This is a genomic window from Hymenobacter agri (assembly GCF_054778495.1).
Map to the genome: position 1 here is coordinate 1 of NZ_BAAGZM010000450.1, position 3,573 is coordinate 3,573.

3 protein-coding genes are annotated in these 3,573 nt (G+C 64.5%); 1 reads left to right on the forward strand and 2 read right to left on the reverse strand.

From position 1 onward, the window contains the following. Together ACYVDE_RS17475 and ACYVDE_RS17480 are read right to left on the reverse strand one after the other, a co-directional pair. A partial coding sequence (locus ACYVDE_RS17475; protein ID WP_460502829.1) for a hypothetical protein occupies nt 1-597 on the reverse strand: 597 nt, incomplete at its 3' end. 77 nt (nt 598-674) lie between these two features. Next, nucleotides 675-2,690 carry an alpha-ketoacid dehydrogenase subunit alpha/beta gene (locus ACYVDE_RS17480; RefSeq protein WP_460502830.1) on the reverse strand — a complete coding sequence of 672 codons (2,016 nt, stop codon included), beginning with the start codon at nt 2,688-2,690 and terminating at the stop codon, nt 675-677. 87 nt (nt 2,691-2,777) lie between these two features. Between ACYVDE_RS17480 and ACYVDE_RS17485 the strand changes: the two genes are divergently transcribed. Continuing rightward, a complete protein-coding gene (locus ACYVDE_RS17485) occupies nt 2,778-3,467 on the forward strand; it encodes a hypothetical protein (protein WP_460502831.1) in 690 nt (229 codons plus the stop codon). Nucleotides 3,468-3,573: the final 106 nt, after the last annotated feature.

Below are 3,573 nucleotides of genomic sequence, written 5' to 3' on the forward strand. Positions count from 1 at the left end.
GGGCGGGCCGCCTGGGGCGTTGTCGGGCGCCACAGCATCGTCGGGAGCCCCTTTGGGCTGCTTGGGCGCGGGCCGGTGGTCGGGGCTGTAGTTGGGCTTTGCATGGAGGCCGAATTTGAAGAAGTTGTGGATAGAATCGATGGGATGAAAGCCCTTGCGCTGCTTGTGGATTTTGCGGCGGTTCAGCTTCGGTTTCTTCATCATCTGGTGCTTGTCGTAGCGCACCGTGGAGCGCTCGGGCATGGTGCTGGTAGCCGGCGTTGCGGGCGTAGCCGAGGCCAGCGGGGCGCCCGAGGGCGTCGACACGTCGGTAGCGGCTTCGGGGGTGCCGTCGGCGTTGGCCGACTTCTTCTTGCTGCCGCCCAGCAGCCCGCCAAACAGGCCGGTTTGCTGGCCGCTGTTGGCCAGGGCTTCTTTCTCGCGGGCTTCCTTGGCTTTTTTCTCGGCTTTCTGCTGCGCGATGAACTGCTTCGACGGCTTGGGCGTGGGCAGGCGGTATGGATGCACCACCTTGTGGTACAGGCTACAGCTGCCCAGGCTCAACGATAGCAAGCCCAGCAGCAGCGAAAAAAAGGTAGAGAGGAAGCGTTGTTTCACTACAAGTTGGGCCAGACTACGGATACGGAAGTAGCAATATAACGGACGCGCGAAAACCGCGCCAACTGCGCGTTGGGCTAGTAGTTGCGCAGGGCCTGCACCTGCTCGCGCAGGCGCTGCTGCGGCAGGAAGGCAGCCTCCAGCGGCGGGGCAAATGGGATGGCGGTATCGAGCGAGGCCACACGACGCACCGGCGCGTCGAGGTGCTCGAAGCAGTTTTCGGCAATCCAGGCCGCTATTTCGCCGCCAATACCGCCGGTGAGGGTGTCTTCGTGCAGGATGAGGACGCGGCCGTTTTTCTCCACGGTGCGGCGCACGGCTTCCTGGTCCCAGGGCAGCAGGGTGCGCAGGTCGAGTACGTCGGCCGACACGCCCAGGTCCTGGCAGGTTTGCAGGGCCCAGCGCACGCCCATGCCGTAGGTGATGATGCTCAGCTCGTCGCCCTCCTGGGCCAGGGCGGCCTGGCCGATGGGCGTGGTGTAGTAGGCCTCGGGCACCGGGCCAGTGAGGCTACGGTAGAGCATCTTGTGCTCGAAATAGAGCACCGGGTTGGGGTCTTCGAAGGCGGCGCAGAGCAGGCCTTTGGCGTCGTGCGGGTTGCTGGGGTACACCACTTTCAGGCCGGGCACGTGCGTGAACCACGCCTCATTGCTCTGCGAGTGGAACGGCCCGGCGGCCGAGCCCGCGCCGGTGGGCATGCGCACCACCACGTCGGCATTCTGGCCCCAGCGGTAGTGGCTCTTGGCCAGGTTGTTCACAATCTGGTTGAAGCCGCAGGTGACGAAGTCGGCAAACTGCATTTCTACCATGGCCTTCTTGCGCTTGATGCTCAGACCCAGCCCGATGCCCACGATGGCCGACTCGCACAGCGGCGTATTGCGCACCCGGGCCTTACCAAACTCCGCCACGAAGCCTTCGGTGATTTTGAACACCCCACCGTAGTCGGCAATGTCCTGGCCCATGAGCACGAGCTCGGGGTAGCGCTCCATGCTTTGCTTCAGGCCTTCCTGAATGGCGTCGATGAAGCGTTTTTCGGGGGCCGCCGCGTCTTTTGGCGCGTCGGTTACGGGCGCGGCGAAGGGCTGGTACATGTCAGCCATTTCCTCCTCAATGTCGGCCGTGGGCATGGGCTCGGCGTCGGCCTCCTGCAGGCCGGCCTCGATGGCGGCCTTGATTTTCTCGCGGATGCCGTGCTTAGCCGTTTCGGTGAGAATGCCCTCGGCCATGAGCCACTTCTCGTAGTTTTCCACCGGGTCTTTAGCGGCCCATTCTTCCATCAGGCTCTGGGGCACGTACTTGGTGCCGCTGGCTTCCTCGTGGCCGCGCATGCGGAACGTGAGGGCCTCTACCAGCACGGGGCGCGGGTTCTGGCGCATGTCCTCGGCCAGGCGCTTGATGGTGGTATACACCTCCAGAATGTTGTTGCCGTCGACCTGCACGGCCTCCATGCCGTAGGCGGGGCCTTTGTCGACGAACGACTTGAAACGGAACTGCTCGTTGCTGGGCGTGCTCAGGCCGTAGCCGTTGTTTTCGATGATGAAAATGACCGGCAGCTGCCACACGGCGGCCACGTTCAGGGCCTCGTGGAAGTCGCCTTCGCTGGCGCCGCCGTCGCCGCTGTAGGTCACGGTTACCTTGGGCTTTTTATCGAGCACATCGGCCAGAGCGATGCCGCCGGCCACAGCGAGCTGCGGGCCGAGGTGCGAAATCATGCCCACGATGTGGTGCTCGTTGGTACCGAAGTGGAAGCTGCGGTCGCGGCCCTTGGTGAAGCCGGTGCGCTTGCCCTGCCACTGCGCAAACAGGCGGCCCAGCGGCACCTCGCGGCCCGTGAACACGCCCAGGTTGCGGTGCAGGGGCAGAATGTACTCGTCGGCCTCCAGCGCCAGCGTGCTGCCTACCGAAATGGCTTCCTGCCCGATGCCCGAAAACCACTTGCTCACCTTGCCCTGGCGCAGCAGAATCAGCATTTTTTCCTCAATCAGCCTCGGGCGCAGCAGGTGCTGGTAGAGGTGCAGCAGGGTTTCGTTGGAGAGGTCCTGCCGGTCGAACCGGAGGTTGGCGGAGGCTAAGGTGGGAGCGGTGGGCGTCATGCGAGGGAATGGGTGGGTTGGGACGGCAAAGGTAGCGGGCGCGGGCGGGGCTTACATTTGGGTATCGCTGATTTCCTCTCTCCATCAATGCGGCACCTTCTACTCACTGCTTTAGGCCTGCTGGCCAGCTACACGGCGGCGGCTCAAAGCCCAGTTGGTGCTCCGGCCTCGCAATGGGGCTGGGGAATTCGCGTGGGCCTGGGCCAGGCCACCAGTCAGCACGGCAACACCCGCCGCGAATACAACGAGACGTCCGCTTCGCCAGTCATAGGGATTATGGCTACGCGCTATTTCGCCGGCCCACTGGTTAGCCTGGGTGCCGAGGCGCTACTGACCACCAGCAGCCTCGTCGTCGACTTCCGGCAGTCGGCCACGGCAGGTTCGGTTTATCAGCCGCAGACGCTGCATCAGGGGCGGCTGTTCATGCCATTCTACGTCCGCACCTCCTCCCCTGCCAGGGGCTTGCACCTGCTGGCCGGCGCCGGTCCTGATTTTGCCCTGGGCCGGCCGGGGGATGATGCGGCGTACTACGTGCGCCCGGTTTCCTTAACCGGTCTGGCCGGCCTGGAAGTGCGCGTGCTGCCGTGGCACCGCTACGAAACCACGCTGGGCATTCGCCTGCAGGTGCCCCTCACTCCCTCCTATGCTTACGGCGCACCCGACAGCTATGTCGGGCCTGGTGGCGCGACAGTTACGCACGAAGCCCGCAAAGACGTGTACAGTCGTTGGTTGGGATTCACGCTGAGCACCACGCTGTACCCAGCCGCAGCCCGCTAGCGACTGAGCGCAACATCGAACCGCCCTTCGCTCAGATGCACCTCGGCCGCGCCGCCCGCTTCCCACCGGGCATCCGGCGCCAGGCCGGCGCGCAGCTCGAAGCGGC

What these genes read in the sequence shown, in the direction of transcription:
- ACYVDE_RS17480 (WP_460502830.1), bottom strand. Translation starts at nt 2,690, where the DNA reads ATGACGCCCACCGCTCCCACCTTAGCCTCCGCCAACCTCCGGTTCGAC.
- ACYVDE_RS17485 (WP_460502831.1), top strand. Translation starts at nt 2,778, where the DNA reads ATGCGGCACCTTCTACTCACTGCTTTAGGCCTGCTGGCCAGCTACACG.